The organism is Frischella perrara (assembly GCF_000807275.1).
GTDB lineage: Bacteria > Pseudomonadota > Gammaproteobacteria > Enterobacterales > Orbaceae > Frischella > Frischella perrara.
On record NZ_CP009056.1, the window covers coordinates 490,956 to 505,294 of the forward strand.

Annotated in this window: 15 protein-coding genes; 4 read left to right on the forward strand and 11 right to left on the reverse strand. The window is 33.5% G+C overall.

The genetic code is table 11. The features are described from left to right. Positions 1-3: 3 nt before the first annotated feature. Positions 4-513 carry a DUF2569 family protein gene (locus FPB0191_RS12490; protein WP_082018211.1) on the forward strand — a complete coding sequence of 170 codons (510 nt, stop codon included), beginning with the start codon at positions 4-6 and terminating at the stop codon, positions 511-513. Positions 514-548: 35 nt separating this feature from the next. Further along, entirely contained in the window at positions 549-1,469 is a 921-nt protein-coding gene (gene galU, locus FPB0191_RS02320) for a UTP--glucose-1-phosphate uridylyltransferase GalU (protein ID WP_039103718.1), read from the forward strand. 71 nt (positions 1,470-1,540) lie between these two features. Here the strand turns inward: galU and suhB are convergent, their stop codons facing one another. Continuing rightward, entirely contained in the window at positions 1,541-2,347 is an 807-nt protein-coding gene (suhB, locus tag FPB0191_RS02325; protein ID WP_039103720.1) for an inositol-1-monophosphatase, read from the reverse strand. Positions 2,348-2,457: 110 nt separating this feature from the next. Here suhB and trmJ point away from each other — a divergent pair, with 110 nt between their 5' ends. Beyond that, positions 2,458-3,219 carry a tRNA (cytosine(32)/uridine(32)-2'-O)-methyltransferase TrmJ gene (gene trmJ, locus FPB0191_RS02330; RefSeq protein WP_211305607.1) on the forward strand — a complete coding sequence of 254 codons (762 nt, stop codon included), beginning with the start codon at positions 2,458-2,460 and terminating at the stop codon, positions 3,217-3,219. 150 nt (positions 3,220-3,369) lie between these two features. Here the strand turns inward: trmJ and cysS are convergent, their stop codons facing one another. The 4 genes from cysS to ycaO form a co-directional block, all read right to left on the reverse strand. After that, positions 3,370-4,764 (reverse strand): cysteine--tRNA ligase, encoded by a 1,395-nt coding sequence (cysS, locus tag FPB0191_RS02335; protein WP_039103722.1) that lies wholly within the window; start codon positions 4,762-4,764, stop codon positions 3,370-3,372. A 150-nt stretch (positions 4,765-4,914) separates the two neighbouring features. Next, positions 4,915-5,160, reverse strand: a complete 246-nt coding sequence (locus tag FPB0191_RS02340) for a GlsB/YeaQ/YmgE family stress response membrane protein (RefSeq protein ID WP_039103725.1) — start codon at positions 5,158-5,160, stop codon at positions 4,915-4,917. Positions 5,161-5,540: 380 nt separating this feature from the next. Next, positions 5,541-6,911, reverse strand: coding sequence for a lysine-sensitive aspartokinase 3 (gene lysC / locus FPB0191_RS02345; protein ID WP_039103726.1), 1,371 nt, complete (start codon positions 6,909-6,911; stop codon positions 5,541-5,543). 220 nt (positions 6,912-7,131) lie between these two features. Beyond that, entirely contained in the window at positions 7,132-8,877 is a 1,746-nt protein-coding gene (gene ycaO / locus FPB0191_RS02350) for a 30S ribosomal protein S12 methylthiotransferase accessory factor YcaO (RefSeq protein ID WP_039103728.1), read from the reverse strand. A 127-nt stretch (positions 8,878-9,004) separates the two neighbouring features. On the opposite strand from ycaO, the gene FPB0191_RS02355 reads away from it, so the two are divergent. Continuing rightward, on the forward strand, positions 9,005-9,352 hold the full coding sequence (locus tag FPB0191_RS02355) for a DUF4282 domain-containing protein (RefSeq protein ID WP_052236700.1): 348 nt from the start codon (positions 9,005-9,007) through the stop codon (positions 9,350-9,352). 122 nt (positions 9,353-9,474) lie between these two features. Here FPB0191_RS02355 and tsaD read toward each other — a convergent pair whose 3' ends face one another. The 6 genes from tsaD to FPB0191_RS02385 all read right to left on the reverse strand — a co-directional run bounded on the left by tsaD (position 9,475) and on the right by FPB0191_RS02385 (position 14,333). After that, the gene (gene tsaD, locus FPB0191_RS02360) at positions 9,475-10,491 is read right to left on the reverse strand and encodes a tRNA (adenosine(37)-N6)-threonylcarbamoyltransferase complex transferase subunit TsaD (protein WP_039103730.1); all 1,017 of its coding nucleotides are present in this window, start codon (positions 10,489-10,491) and stop codon (positions 9,475-9,477) included. Further along, a complete protein-coding gene (gene yacG, locus FPB0191_RS02365; RefSeq protein ID WP_039103731.1) occupies positions 10,491-10,703 on the reverse strand; it encodes a DNA gyrase inhibitor YacG in 213 nt (70 codons plus the stop codon). The genes tsaD and yacG overlap by 1 nt, the downstream gene beginning before the upstream one ends. Before the next feature lie 62 nt (positions 10,704-10,765). Next, positions 10,766-11,509, reverse strand: a complete 744-nt coding sequence (locus FPB0191_RS02370; RefSeq protein ID WP_162485146.1) for a cell division protein ZapD — start codon at positions 11,507-11,509, stop codon at positions 10,766-10,768. A 34-nt stretch (positions 11,510-11,543) separates the two neighbouring features. Continuing rightward, a complete protein-coding gene (gene coaE / locus FPB0191_RS02375; RefSeq protein WP_039103732.1) occupies positions 11,544-12,152 on the reverse strand; it encodes a dephospho-CoA kinase in 609 nt (202 codons plus the stop codon). Between the two features lie 229 nt (positions 12,153-12,381). Then, on the reverse strand, positions 12,382-13,158 hold the full coding sequence (locus tag FPB0191_RS02380; protein ID WP_039103734.1) for a prepilin peptidase: 777 nt from the start codon (positions 13,156-13,158) through the stop codon (positions 12,382-12,384). After that, entirely contained in the window at positions 13,158-14,333 is a 1,176-nt protein-coding gene (locus tag FPB0191_RS02385; RefSeq protein WP_162485147.1) for a type II secretion system F family protein, read from the reverse strand. The genes FPB0191_RS02380 and FPB0191_RS02385 overlap by 1 nt, the downstream gene beginning before the upstream one ends. Between the last annotated feature and the right edge of the window lie 6 nt (positions 14,334-14,339).

Consider the following 14,339-nt stretch of genomic DNA (forward strand, 5'->3'; position numbering starts at 1 on the left):
AATATGAATAATAAAAAAACGTTAGAAGGGATTAAAGGATGGCTCATTATACCTGCAATCGAAATAATCATTTCGATTCCGAGCCTTTGTTTTTATATCTTGACCATGATAATTTCGGCAAATAAATTAGGTATCTTGAGCGATCTGTTTTCATCTAGAACCTCATTTTATAGCATTTATACGCTTATTTTTTCTATTTCACAAATTTTATGTATGGGTATATTAACGTTTTTTTATTTCTATTTGGCTTACTTATTTTTTAGTAAAGATTACAGAACACCCAAATGGTATATTGTGGTTCAATTATTCGACATAATCATATCAATTATATTTTATATTCTTTTTGTATTTGGGTTATCATTATTTAGTTATAGCAATGAATCTGAAATAATTATCTCACTGGTGTGTAGTGTGATTTGGATAGTTTATTTTTTAACTTCCGTTAGAGTGAAGAATACCTTTATTAATAATAAACCTGACTATGTGAATATAGTTGAAAAAATAATAGAGTAGTCTGATTTCTTTTTATTTTATTAATAGGAATAATTATGTTTAGCAATTTTAAACCGTCTGTGACGGGAAAAGTTAGAAGAGCCGTAATCCCCGTGGCTGGGTTAGGAACTCGAATGTTACCTGCTACAAAGGCTATTCCTAAAGAAATGCTCCCTGTTGTGGATAAACCATTAATACAATATGTTGTTAAGGAGTGTATTTCAGCAGGTATAACCGAAATTATTTTTGTAACTCATTCTTCTAAGAATTCAATTGAAAATCATTTTGATACCAGTTTTGAGTTAGAAGCAATGCTTGAAGCTAGGGTAAAGCGCCAATTGTTATCTGAAGTGCAATCAATTTTACCTAAACATGTCACCATTTCAAGTGTAAGACAAGGATTAGCTAAAGGTTTAGGTCATGCTATTTTATGTGCCTATCCGTTAGTCGGTAATGAACCATTTGCAGTGGTATTACCTGATGTCATTATTGATGAATATGAATGTGATCTTAATCAAGATAATTTAGCGGCTATGATCAAAAATTATCATGAAACCCAAAGCAGCCAAATTATGGTAGAACCGGTACCAGAAGAAATGGTTTCATCGTATGGTATTGTAGATAGCCATGGTCAAGCAATTTTGGCTGGTGAGACAGCGCAAATGTATGGAGTAGTTGAAAAACCGTCTAGATCTGAGGCACCATCCAACCAGTCAATCGTTGGGCGGTATGTATTGTCAGAAAAGATTTGGCCATTATTGGCTAAAACGCCACCTGGTGCAGGCGATGAAATTCAATTAACAGATGCTATTGCCATGTTACTTGAAGATGAAATCGTTAATGCTTACTGTATCAAAGGCGTTAGCCATGATTGTGGAAATAAATTGGGATACATACAAACTTTTGTTAGATATGCTATGCGTCACCAATCATTAGGTAAAGATGTTACAAATTGGTTAAAAACCCTTAATTTGTAGTTTGGCTATTTATTAATGAGATAAGAAATAACCGACATATGTCGGTTATTATAATTAGGTTGGTTAATGTATTAACATTTTAAACGATCTGGCCAATCGTTTTGAGTTAACGATAGAAATTCTTTAACTATTTTTGGTGAACCCGCAACAATGTTGCCGGAAACCATATAATTACTACCACCATTAAAATCAGTAATAATACCACCAGCTTCACGTAAAATTAACTCGCCGGCTGCAATATCCCAAGGTTTTAAACCAATTTCAAAAAAAGCATCAAAACGACCACAAGCAATATAACTTAAATCTAAGGCTGCAGAGCCATTACGACGAAAATCATTACATTTAGTGAAAATTTTCTCAAGTACATTAAAGTAACAATCGCTGTACTGTTTCATTTTGTGAGGGAAGGCGATAGCAATGACGCTACCTTGTAAATCTTTAACATTTGAGTTAGTACGGATTCGATAGCCATTAAGTTGTGCACCTTGACCACGTGAAGCGGTAAACAATTCGTTGCCCATTGGATTATAAACGACCGCCGCTTCAGTGCGACCTTTAATACGAACGGCAATAGAAACTGAACAATGAGGAATACCTTTAATTAGATTGGTGGTGCCATCAATTGGATCGATAATCCATTGTGTATCCGAATCTTGACCTTTGATTATCCCACTTTCTTCACTAATAATAGTATGGTCAGGATATGCTTTTTTAATTGTTTCAATAATGAGTGATTCAGCTGCACGATCAACATTGGTGACAAAGTCGTTTTCAGCTTTGGCATCAACCTTAATAGAAGATGGATTTTCATAAGATTTAATGATTACATTACCCGCCTTACGGGCAGCGCGAATTGCGATATTTAGCATCGGATGCATAACGATTATTCCAATTGGTGTTAAAGAACGAAAAACGATTTTCCCAGATCATGGGAATAATTAGTCGCATAGTATAACAGTATTTTAGGCTTTTTCTAGTTTATGTTAGAATGCCAAGCAAATTATTCTTAAATTTCCAGAAAATGCTATCACTAACAAATATCAAAATTGTATTAATTGAAACTTCACATACCGGTAATATGGGGTCAGCAGCAAGAGCAATGAAAACTATGGGATTAAGTCAATTGTGCTTAGTCAACCCAATTATAAAACCGGATTCACAATCTATTTCACTAGCAGCTGGGGCCAGTGATATTATAAAAAATGCTCAAATTGTCAGTTCTATGCAAGAGGCAATTGCTGATTGTGAATTGGTGATTGGGACCAGTGCACGATCTCGACATCTTCAATGGCCTCATCTTGAAGCTTATGAAAGTGGTGATAAAATCATCAATGAAGTACAACAAGGGCATAAAGTTGCCTTAGTTTTTGGTCGAGAAAGAGTCGGATTAACTAACGATGAACTACAAAAATGCCATTATCATGTTTCAATTCCAGCCAATCCTGATTATAGTTCATTGAATCTGGCTATGTCTGTGCAAGTACTATGCTATGAGATTCGGCGAGCAATGTTACTTCGCATTGATCATCCTAAACAACCTATAGAAGAAAATGCTTACCCAAAAGATATTGATTTAGAACGTTTTTATCAACATTTAGAACAATGCTTAATTAAAACGGGCTTTATTAATATTCATCACCCTGGACAAATCATGAGTCGTTTACGACGTTTATTTACTCGAGCTAGAATTGAACAGCAAGAATTGAATATATTGCGGGGTATTCTTACTTCCATTGATAAACAACAGTAGAACTGATCTTTTTCACTATGATATTTTTTACTGTGATATTTTAGTTTGTTAAAGATACTTAAGCGGTCATATCAATTATTCATCAAATAATTTAATAATTGGTATAACCGTTAAGTGGTACAGAATTTTACATTTTAAACACAAGATAAACTAAACGCTTTTCTTTCGCCATGTTGTGCCATTTGCACTATCTTCAAGAATGATGTTCATCGCATTTAGCGCATCACGTGCTTGATCGGCAAGCGCCCAATTTTTTTCAGCTCTAGCTTGGTTACGTTGTTGAATTAATGCTTCAATTTTAGCAACATCTAAATTATCTTGGTTGTCAGATTGTAAAAAATGTAGCGGGTTTTGTTCAAGTAATCCAAGAATTTTTGCTAAATAACGTAATTCCGCTGCTAATTGATTAGCTGAAACTAAATCACTCTCTGCTTTTGCTTTATTGATTTCGCGAGCGATATCAAATAATACCGAATAAGCCTCAGGTGTATTAAAATCATCATTCATGGCAAGGCGAAAACGTTGTTGATAGTCACCATTTGATGGAATATATTCAATTTGGCTATCCGTATCACGCAGTGCAGTATATAAACGTTCAAGTGCAATACGAGCTTGCTTTAAATTCTCTTCACTATAGTTAAGTTGACTGCGATAGTGACCTGAAAGTAAGAAATAACGAACGGTTTCCGGGTCATAATGTTTAAGTACATCACGGATAGTAAAGAAATTACCTAGTGACTTTGACATTTTTTCTTGGTCAATCATCACCATACCAGAGTGCATCCAGTAATTAACATATTGACCATGATGAGCACAAGTCGATTGAGCAATTTCATTTTCGTGATGTGGGAACATGAGATCAGATCCTCCACCATGAATATCAAAATGCTCCCCTAACTCATAACAATTCATTGCAGAACATTCAATATGCCAACCTGGTCGACCTTTACCCCAAGGCGAATCCCAACTTGGTTCATTTGGTTTAGACATTTTCCATAATACAAAATCCATCGGATTACGTTTTACATCAACGACCTCAACCCTTGCTCCAGCTTGTAGCTGTTCTAAATTTTGTCGGGATAAAATTCCGTAATTTGGATCACTATCAACAGCAAACATCACATCACCATTATCAGCAATATAAGCATGTTCATTTGCTAGTAATTTTTCCACCAAGGCAATGATTTGTGGTATATGATGAGTAGCACGAGGTTCAATATCTGGTCTTTGAATATTTAGCGCATCAAAATCAGCGTACATTTCTTGTAACATACGTTCAGTGAGTTGATCACACGTTTCGCCATTTTCTAAAGCACGCTTAATTATTTTATCATCAACATCAGTGATATTACGCACGTAAGTTAAATCATAACCTAAAAAACGTAAATAACGGGTGATAACATCAAAAGCGACAAAGGTTCTACCATGTCCAATATGACATAAATCGTAAATAGTTACTCCGCAAACATATATACCGACTTTGTTAGCGTGAATGGGTTGAAATTGTTCTTTTTCTCGAGTAAGGGTGTTAAAGATCTTTAACATGAATTTTCCAAATTGATGTTTGTAAACTATTCAACAATATAACAAACTTAATCCTATGCTCCAAGAGACAGGATAAATTAAATTAGACTTACAGTTAATTTAATCAAAAAGGAAAATTAAAAACCCAGCATGAAGCTGGGTACGTAACAACTATTGTTTGATTAAACGGTAAATATAAATCAGTAAAATGGCACCTAATACCGAAATAATTAAACTCGGGAAATTAAAACCGGATACCGAACCCCAACCAAGAAAAGTACTGATATAACCACCAATTAATGCACCGGCAATACCCAGTAGTATCGTTTTAACAATACCTACTGTACCAATCGGCATGAAGAATTTTGCTAACCAACCAGCAATAAGACCCAAAATAATCCAGCTTAAAATACCCATGATTGACTTCCTATATTAATGACATTGACAAAAATCTAAGTTACAACATTGTTTTAAAATGAAATTCTAAAACAAATTTAAAAACATAAAGCTGTTAACGAGATAACTGATTGTTGAATCTTTTTTAGACTCGTTATTGATCAATGCATCAGAAATGAAAGCTCGCTTACCGATATTAAAAAATTAATTAAATTACTATGGTTGTAAGCTATTTTATAAAATTATTGTTAAAAATCCAATAGTTAGCATGATTTTGTGTAATAGATAACGGCAATTAATGATAATTAACACCATTAATATAATGACTTGAATAAAAATATTGAGTTAGATGTGAATTATGGGATTGAATATTGGGTGAATTTAATATTCACCCAAATAATTTATTCAAATAATGATTGATGTAAGACTTTAACAATAGATTCGGAATCGCTACTTTTAACCAAAAAACAAATATTATGTGTACTGGCGCCAAAACAAGATAAACGAATAGTATATTCTTCTAAAGAAGCAAAAACTTTTTTAGCCATCCCTTTAAAGGTGGTTAAATTATTACCAATAATGGCGACTAAATCTAGATCTTCCTGTATGTCTACACAACATAAAGTAGATAATTCATCAAGTAATGGTTTTGTCAGTAAGCTATTTCCATCGGTACTGGTACCGGTTGTATCAATTGTTAGAGCAACACTAACCTCTGAGGTGGTAACTAAATCAACAGAGATATTGTGTTTAGCTAGAATAGCAAATACATTGGCTAAAAAACCCTGAGCATGCAACATATTTAGGCTGTTAAGGGTCAATAATGTCTGTCTTCGACGTAGGGCTACTGCTCTAAATAATGGTAATTCAGAACGAATACTGTTGGTATTATATACAATAGTTCCACCTTTATCTGGAGCTTTACTTGAGCCAACAAAGACAGGAATATTACTGCGAACAGCAGGGACTAAGGTTGCAGGGTGAAGTACTTTAGCTCCAAAAGTTGCCATTTCAGTTGCTTCAGCAAAGGTAATTTCATCAATTTTTTTAGCATTTTGTACAATACGTGGATCGGTTGTATAAATACCGGCAACATCTGTCCAAATATCGATTTGGGTTGCATTTAAGGCTTCACCTAGTAGTGCGGCTGTATAATCGCTGCCCCCTCGTCCTAAAGTCGTGGTTTTCCCTGAACTTTCACTGCCAATGAAACCTTGTGTAACAATAATGTTCTCTATATTTAATGATTTTATATGTGCACAACATAATTGTTTAATTTCTTCAATTTTTGGTGTGGCTTTACCAAATTTATTATCGGTTCGCATCACTTTGCGAACATCAAACCAGATTGCATGTTTATCTAATTGCTTTAAGACTTCAACAAATAAACGTGAAGACATTAATTCACCGTAACTAACTAATTCATCGGTTAATGCAGGTGAGGTTGCCAAGCTAGCTGCTTCAGATAATGATGAAATATTGCTAATTGCTTGATCAATTACTTCGCGCAAAATAGGATTTTCTGGTAACTGTTCTAAAATGTTATATTGAATAGCTTGAATTTTAGCAATGTGCTGTTTGCGAATTTCGGAGTCACGACCTTCAGCTAAAGCAACTAATAGATTGGTAATGCCGGCAGAGGCAGACAAAACGACAACTTTCACATTTGGATTATTGGCTACAATTTTAGCGCTATTATACATTGCTTGATAATCAGCAACGCTAGTACCACCAAATTTAGCAATAATACATTGTTGAATCTGATTGCTCATTTTTTTCCTCGTTATTATTCTGTAAATAGATTTCATAAAAGATGACTTATCTAGCATTCTACAGTTTTTATCCAATTAAAATAGTCACAATTAAAAAATATTATGTTGGATAGAGTTTTAAAAATTAACGTGATATCTAAAATCACTTTTAAAAAATGATAATTTTATGATGATGAATTGATATAGTAGAGCACCAGCCCTACTATATAATCTGTTAGTTTCAAAGCATAGTTTGATGGAGTTTGTTGTAGACGGATAATAATTGTTGATGAGCAGTAAATTCTGTTAAATTATTATCTACTGCGAATAATCCATAAAATCGTTTATTACCAATAACATATTGCCACATATCATTAACGACAGTCGTGCCATACATTTTATTAAAAGCTGATTGATAATCAGCAAAATAGTCTTTATCTCTAGATAGGGCAAAATTAACCAGTGTTTGTAAGCAGCGATAAGCATGATTACGTTCTTTAGAGAAAACAGAACTATTCATTTCAATTGTCCAGTCAATCCAATCTTTGGCTTGATCAAGATCTTGACCAGCTAGCGCCAACATTGCTTTTAATTCGCCGATACGTAGAGTAAACCATGCATTATCTTTACCGGTAGCTAAGCCAAGTAATTCACGAACTCTGGCAAAATCATCTAAGCCATCATCATCAAGTTGGTCAATTAAGGCTAAATACTGATCTGGATTAAGTTGGCTATTGGGGAGTGATAAAATGGTATCACGCCAATTGATCGCCATGTTATTATTAGCAATGATCAGATCTTCTGGCGGATAAATTTCAGACATACCCACTGCCAAAATTCGACAAGCATAAACATTCAAATGTTGATAATCCATTATTAGAACTTCAACGTCATGTTTTTGCATAATAGTCATAAGATTATTAAATTCTTGTTCAGTTGTTCCCGAAAAACACCATTCAACAAATTCATAATCAGCGTGTTGATTAAATAAATCCCATGAAATTAAACCACTAGAGTCAATGAAATGGGTTTCAAGATTACTTAGATCTGCAACATCATCGTTATCAAAGGAAGGAGGTGAAAATACGTTGAGATCATTTAAACTTCGGCCTTGTAATAATTCTGTTACCGTTCTTTCCAGCGCCACACCAAAATTAGGATGTGCCCCAAAAGAAGCATAACAAGTTCCATTCTCTGGATTAAACAAGACGACGCAAATTACTGGAAATTGACCACCTAATGATGCATCAAAACAGAAAATAGGGAAGCCTTCTTGCTCTAAAGATATAATTGATTTTAAAGTATTAGGATAGCGATTTAGTATCTCCTCAGGAATCAAAGGTAAACTAATAGCTTCACTAATAATACGATTTTTAACGTAACGCTCGAAAATTTCAGACAAGCCTTGTACACGAGCTTCATTTCGTGTATTACCCGCTGACATACCATTAGAAGCATATAAGTTTGCAATTAAATTAACAGGTACATAAACGGTTGATTGATTAGACTGCTGAATAAAAGGTAATGCACAAATACCACGTTGTGAATGACTCGATTGGAGATCAACTAAATCACTGGCCGATAATTCGTTATCTGGATCATAAAATGTCAATAATTCCGGCGTTAATAAACCTACAGGAATACTATTATCATTAGGGATTGCAAACCATTTCTCAGTAGGATAGTGGATAAAATCACTTTCGGCTATGTTTTTACCAAGATAAAAATCCGAAAAGAAATAATTGGTTGATAAACGTTCAAAATATTCACCTAAAGCCGACGCTAATGCAGCTTTCTTACTAGCACCTTTCCCATTTGCAAAACATAATGGACAATGAGTATTTTGAATATGTACAGACCATACATTTGGCACCGGATTTAGCCAAGATGCTTCTTTAATTTCTAAATCATAATTAGCTAAATGTTGTTGAAAATGTTGGATTGAATCTTCTAGAGCGGCATCTTTGCCGGGAATATAAGTTTTCATGTAAAATCTCAGTCTGTTTTTTTTCTTAAAAAGCGATTGATTTATTGAGTAATTTATTTTTTAATGACTTTGCTAATTATCGCAGATAAACGTAATAATCACTAAATTTTTTTATAAAGGAAATAAAATGAAAGATATTTTTGATTTAAAAGGGCTTACTATTAAAGACCTTTTATTTTTTAATAAAATGCTTACCCCAAAATTATTACCTCTTTTTTATTGGCTAGCATTATTATGCGTATCAATCTCTGGTCTTTTTATTATTCTGGGTAGTTTGTCATTAATAGGTATAAGTTTCTTTATGGCAATGTCAGGGATTATATCTGGCATTATAACAATTGTTATGGGTGCGATATCCATTCGTATTGGCTGTGAACTAATAAGTGTATTATTTAATATAAACCGTAATATTGAAAAAGTAGCGAATAGTCAGCAAAATGCTGTAAATGCTGATGATGTAATTGAAGAAAAATAATCTCGGATTGAGTCAATTAATTATTATTGGAGTCATTTTATTGGGAGATTAACTCCCAATTTTATACTTAACAATATTTGAACTTAATAATATTTAAATATAGTTTCTTTATTAATTCAGGCTTATCCGTTATTAAGCTCACTTAGCGGCCATCTTGGTCTAACAGTGATGCTTAGGTCAGCCGATTGTTTTGCTTTTAAATGTACCATACCAGCGTAAGCAATCATTGCGCCATTATCGGTACAAAATTCAAGACGAGGGTAATAAACCTGACCACCAATTTTATCCATCATCTTCGTAAGTTGCTGACGCAATGTTATGTTGGCACTTACCCCCCCAGCAATAACCAAACGTTTATAGCCAGTTTGTTGTAAAGCTCGTTTGGATTTAATGACCAAAGTATCAACTAACGCATCTTCAAAAGCACGGGCAATGTCTGCTTTCGTTTGTTCATCTAATGGCTGATGTTGCTGGATGGTATTTGCTGCATAAGTTTTCAAACCTGAGAAACTGAAATCTAATCCGGGTCTATCTGTCATTGGACGAGGGAAATGAAAGCGGTGAGAGTCACCGGATTGAGCTAATTTCGATAATTTGGCTCCTCCCGGATAGTCTAAACCAAGTAATTTTGCCGTTTTATCAAAAGCCTCACCGGCAGCATCATCAATTGATTCACCTAATAATTCATAATGTCCAAGTTGACTAACTTTAATTAATTGTGTGTGTCCACCCGAAACCAATAGTGCAATAAATGGGAAGGCAGGGGGATTATCCTCTAACATTGGAGCTAGCAAATGTCCTTCCATATGATGTACTTCAATTGCTGGAATATTCCATGCATAAGCAAGGGAACGACCGATTGAAGCACCAACCAACAAAGCGCCTATTAAACCAGGACCTGCAGTATAAGCTATCCCATCTATATCTGATGCGGATAATCCCGACTCATCTAATGCGGCTTTAATCAAGGGTATGGTTTTGCGAATATGATCACGGGATGCAAGCTCTGGTACCACGCCACCATAATCGGCATGTAAATCAACTTGTGAATAAAGTTGATTAGCTAATAATCCTTGTTCTTCATCATAAATTGCAACACCTGTTTCATCACAAGAGGTTTCAATAGCCAAAATTTTCATTAATTATACTCATCAATTTTGTTAGTTGCTTCGCTCCATAATTCCTCTTCAACTATATCCTCAGAGGCAATACGGTGAGACTCATTTGCCCATTCACCAAGATCAATGAGCTGACATCGTTTACTACAAAATGGTCGATAAGGGTGGCTATCATTCCATTCGATCGATTTTTGACAAGTAGGGCATTTAACAAAGGTTTTTTCTGAATTCATATTAAATAAAGTCTTTTCTATACTATCAGGTATTTTAGCATAAAATGAGTTCAATACTTAGCTTAACAACAAGCAAGCTCAAACTCAAATTCAGCTGATTCTTCTTGTTCGTCATTATCCAATGTGGGTTCCAGTGGTAAAAAGCGTATAGCAAAACGATTGTTATTACCGGAAACTTGTGGATAAAGCCTTTTATCAAAAGGTACTTTAATTCTTAGGAGACTAATATCATCCTGACTATTTTGATAAAAACGGTTAGTGCATAGCAAGGTTTTAAAATGGCTAGATTGACGGATCAATTGCATACATAAGGACATTGCTTGAAATAGAGTTGAAAAACTATCTAACCATTGATTAATTTGGTTTTCACGAAAGGATTGAGGGTGTTGTAACCATAAATGGAAAAAAGGTAAATCAAAGCTACAGCATCCACCAGGAATTGTTAAACGTTTGCGAATTGCTGTAATAAAACGATCATCTTTTAAATCATAACCCATTTTAGGATCGAGACTTAATTGTTGAATTAAAACATTTAATTTACTTAATAAATCATCAAGTAACGGTGTGTCGACCCCCGGTACATTCAACCAAATAGATAGCTTTTGTTTTTGTTCTTCAATACTTTTAATTAAATCAGCTCGAATATCGTTACGTTCGATAATTTCCAATATTTCATTTAATAAATGAAAAAAATATAACGCATTATTAGCGTCAAAATTTTTATTATACATCAATTGTTTAATCAAAAATTCCAAGCGTAACCAAATACGTATTTTTTCATTGAGTGGATGTTCAAAAATCACCATAGTTTTGGCATTACCCATATACATGTATGTTCAATTACAAAGTTGTTTTATGCGATAAATTGAGATATTGTTCGTGTAATAAAAAAACTTGTCGAGTGAGGTCAACGGTTTGATGACTATTGATAATGATATCATCAGCATAACGACGTCTATCTTCATCTGTTAATTGAGATAATATCATATTTTTAGCTAAATTTTTATCTATATTATCGCGTTTTTGTAGTCTTTTTAACTGAATATCCGGTGCTGTTTCTACAATTAGTGTCCGATTAGCGTAGACATTCCATTGATTTTCGATTAATAAAGGAACCACCCATATTACATAAGGTGAATGCTGTTGTTTAATTAGCTTTTGTGTTTCAGATAAAATGATTGGATGCAAATAGTTATTTAACCATGCTCTTTCTGCTGGTTGATTGAATATAACTGTTCTTAATTTATTCCGATCAAGTTCGTGTGAAGGTAAAACGATTTGTTGACCAAAGTGAGCAATAATATCATTATAGGCAACGGTATCAGGTTGTACTACCTGTCTAGCAATAATATCTGTATCAATAATCGGTACCCCTAATTGGGCAAAAAGGTTAGCAACGGTTGTTTTGCCACTTGCTATTCCACCCGTTAAGGCAACAATATAAGGCATATTAATTGGGATAATTTCGTTATATTTCACGTAGCTTAACATATTGATAGGTATCTGCAACATTTAGTAAGATTAAAGATAATCATAGTTTGTTATTTTTAAAAACAAAAGATAAAAGGAAATCAAGATGTTATGGAAATATTGACTTGAAATCTATGAATAACACCTATTCCTTCTTCTTGGTGAGATATAAATCAAATGAAATATCATAGACCTATTTTATTGTTTTTTAGGAAAGTAATAAGCAATAGGCTGCAATAATTAGACACGGTCCAAATGGAATAACTTTGGATTGGTTGACGGTATGAGTTTTAAATTTGGTTAAGTATGGATGTTTATGGATAGCAAATAAAATTAAACCGATCATACACGCAATTATGAGTAATATTGGTAAATAATGATAATTAACCCACGTCCCCAAAGCTGCAAGTAATTTTATATCACCTCCGCCTAAACCAATTCGTTTAGTTATGAGGTAATAGATTAAAGAAGGAACTCCAAGGAGGAGCATTCCCAATACCATACCTATCCACGCATCATATAATACAATTTGGTTTATTCCGAAAGTAGAACTTATTAAACCAAGAATCAATATCAAATAATTGAAACAATTAGGTAGTATTAAATATCGGTAATCGATAATAATGAGAATAATAAAAATCATGGTAAGTAAAATTAACATGATTGACCATAAGTTAATACTATAATAAGTAATGATAAATATATTGATGATTGCAAATAGCATTTCCATAGCAGGATAATGGATAGCAATAGATGTCTGACAGAAACGACATTTACCGCCCTGAATTAGCCATGATATGACGGGTATTAAGGAAAATCCTGTTAAATTATGTTTGCATTGAGGACAATAAGATCGCTTAAAAATAATAGTCACTAAAAATTGATAAGTAGTTTGGCTTGGTGAATAACGACTGATTATTAAATTAACAAAACTACCTAAACATAAGCCAATTCCTCCCGTAATTAAGATTAGTATTATATTCATTAATGAATAACACTCCCTAATTGGAAAATCGGCAGGTACATTGCTATCACTAAACTTCCTATAATCAGTGCCATAATAGAAATCATAAATGGTTCAATTTTACTAGTTAAATTATCGGTTAACTGATCATTATGTGATTCATAATAATTGGCTAATCGTTGCAACATGATTTCAAGTGTTCCTGATTCCTCACCAACACGAATAAGTTGGAAGCAAATTTTCGGAAAAATTGTAATTTCATCAATTGCAAGACTAAATGATTTACCTTGTTTTATAGCGATATTAATTTTTGCAAGAGCATATTGAAATAATTGGTGATAAGTCGTTTTTTGAGCAGTTGCAATACTTGCAATGAGTGGAATACCCGACTGTTGGGTTATTAACAGTGTTTGAAAAATTAGTGTTAAATTTGCGCTGATAAGCAATTGTCCTAAAACAGGCAGTTTTAAAAGTAGTTGCAAAATTATTTGACCATAACGCTTTTTTAGATATTTTTGATAAATAACACTAGAGATAAAAATTATACATAAAAGAACCAGATATTTTTCTTGTAAAAAGTTAGAAAAGGTAATTACAGCTTGGGTAAATGGTGGCAATTGAGCATCAAAATTCTGATAGACATCAATAAAATTAGGTAGGACAACTAATAACATAATTAGGCAGACTATTATTGTCACCAATAATAAAAAAATCGGGTAACGTAGTGCTTTTTTGATTTTTTGTCTGAGTTGGTGATTTTTTTCAAGTAATTCAGCTAGGCGAGCAAAACTATTTTCTAGCTGACCTGTTATTTCCCCTGTAGCAATGATTTCTTGATAGAGAGGAGAAAAAATATCAGGATAACGGCTAAGTGCTTGAGTAATCGTTTTACCCAGTATTAGCTGTTGTTTAATCTCGTTAAGTAACCATTGCCATTGTAAAATAGGGTGATCATTAGCAATAAGTGTCAATGTTTCGATAATAGGTAAACCCGCTTTTAACATCGTAGCTAGTTGTTTAGTAACAACTATTAATTGTTGGATAGAAAAGCTTCTTTTGCTAATATAATTTTTTGCAGTTAGTTTAAAAAATAGTTTTTGTTGTAATAGTAATACTTGGCGTGCTTGATAAAACGATTTTGCTACCAATATATGTTGCTTCCCTGATATATCTTGCCATAAATATATTCGCTTCATAGTGAT

Excerpts from the sequence above, each read along its gene's own strand:
- lysC (WP_039103726.1), bottom strand. The coding sequence starts at position 6,911 with ATGAGCAATCAGATTCAACAATGTATTATTGCTAAATTTGGTGGTACT.
- suhB (WP_039103720.1), bottom strand. The coding sequence starts at position 2,347 with ATGCATCCGATGCTAAATATCGCAATTCGCGCTGCCCGTAAGGCGGGT.
- galU (WP_039103718.1), top strand. The coding sequence starts at position 549 with ATGTTTAGCAATTTTAAACCGTCTGTGACGGGAAAAGTTAGAAGAGCC.
- tsaD (WP_039103730.1), bottom strand. The coding sequence starts at position 10,491 with ATGAAAATTTTGGCTATTGAAACCTCTTGTGATGAAACAGGTGTTGCA.
- FPB0191_RS12490 (WP_082018211.1), top strand. The coding sequence starts at position 4 with ATGAATAATAAAAAAACGTTAGAAGGGATTAAAGGATGGCTCATTATA.
- FPB0191_RS02340 (WP_039103725.1), bottom strand. The coding sequence starts at position 5,160 with ATGGGTATTTTAAGCTGGATTATTTTGGGTCTTATTGCTGGTTGGTTA.
- FPB0191_RS02355 (WP_052236700.1), top strand. The coding sequence starts at position 9,005 with ATGAAAGATATTTTTGATTTAAAAGGGCTTACTATTAAAGACCTTTTA.
- trmJ (WP_211305607.1), top strand. The coding sequence starts at position 2,458 with ATGCCAAGCAAATTATTCTTAAATTTCCAGAAAATGCTATCACTAACA.
- coaE (WP_039103732.1), bottom strand. The coding sequence starts at position 12,152 with ATGCCTTATATTGTTGCCTTAACGGGTGGAATAGCAAGTGGCAAAACA.
- FPB0191_RS02385 (WP_162485147.1), bottom strand. The coding sequence starts at position 14,333 with ATGAAGCGAATATATTTATGGCAAGATATATCAGGGAAGCAACATATA.
- cysS (WP_039103722.1), bottom strand. The coding sequence starts at position 4,764 with ATGTTAAAGATCTTTAACACCCTTACTCGAGAAAAAGAACAATTTCAA.
- yacG (WP_039103731.1), bottom strand. The coding sequence starts at position 10,703 with ATGAATTCAGAAAAAACCTTTGTTAAATGCCCTACTTGTCAAAAATCG.
- ycaO (WP_039103728.1), bottom strand. The coding sequence starts at position 8,877 with ATGAAAACTTATATTCCCGGCAAAGATGCCGCTCTAGAAGATTCAATC.
- FPB0191_RS02370 (WP_162485146.1), bottom strand. The coding sequence starts at position 11,509 with ATGGTGATTTTTGAACATCCACTCAATGAAAAAATACGTATTTGGTTA.
- FPB0191_RS02380 (WP_039103734.1), bottom strand. The coding sequence starts at position 13,158 with ATGAATATAATACTAATCTTAATTACGGGAGGAATTGGCTTATGTTTA.